General features: G+C 67.6%; 1 protein-coding gene and 1 pseudogene. One reads left to right on the top strand and one right to left on the bottom strand.

Annotated elements, in window-relative coordinates; genetic code table 11:
- On the bottom strand, window positions 1–447 hold a 447-nt coding region (locus tag EJK15_RS69760), incomplete at its 3' end, for an alpha/beta fold hydrolase (RefSeq protein ID WP_138720989.1).
- A 68-nt stretch (window positions 448–515) separates the two neighbouring features.
- On the opposite strand from EJK15_RS69760, the pseudogene EJK15_RS69755 reads away from it, so the two are divergent.
- A pseudogene (locus EJK15_RS69755) lies at window positions 516–723 on the top strand (transcriptional regulator); the annotation flags it as partial.

The raw sequence follows: 723 nt of genomic DNA, 5'->3' as shown, positions 1-723 counted from the left end.
CGGAAACCAGGGCTCGTCCTTGCGCAGTAGGGCCGTCGCCCGCCGGGCCTCTCCACTGATCGTGATGCCGACGGCGATGACGCTCGGAGTGATCAGCGCCAGCTTTCCGACGCGTTCCGGATGGCGAGTCGCGTATAGCACGGCCAGATTCGTGCCCGCGGAATGGGCGAGCAGATCCATCCGGTCGAGGGCAAGGTGCTCGCGCAGAGCTTCGACGTCATCGACAAGGCGGTCGCAGCGGTACGAGGCGGTGTCCTCCGGCATGTCGGACTGCCCCGTGCCCCGCAGATCCAACATGATCAACTGCCGTTGTGCCGAGAGGCCTCCAAGGTCGCCCAGATAGGCCGAAGCCTGCATTGGCCCGCCGGGCAGGCAGACCACGGGAGGGCCATCGCCGAATACGCGGTAGGCGAGCTCGACGCCATCGTAGGAGGTGAAGGAATCCATGCCCGACAGCCTGCGGGGATACACCGCGTCTCGGCTATCGTTTAGCCACAGCTACATGATGAGGGCGGATGGCGGTCGAGATCAGGTTTACCGCGGCGTCGGTCGCGAAGGTACGGTTCGCCATCTCACCGCTGGGCGAGACCGTGCTGGCGTTGCGGATCCTGCTCGGTACGGGCGGCCACGCCGTCCACCGGCCCTGGGTGCGCCAGGCGCGCCCGCTGCTGGCGCGCGAACGCGAGCTGCCGCTGCTGCGGGCGCTCATTTCCGGACGGCTGC

Source organism: Nonomuraea basaltis, from assembly GCF_005893125.1.
Lineage (GTDB): Bacteria > Actinomycetota > Actinomycetes > Streptosporangiales > Streptosporangiaceae > Nonomuraea > Nonomuraea basaltis.
This window is presented reverse-complemented; position numbering and strand designations above follow the sequence as displayed.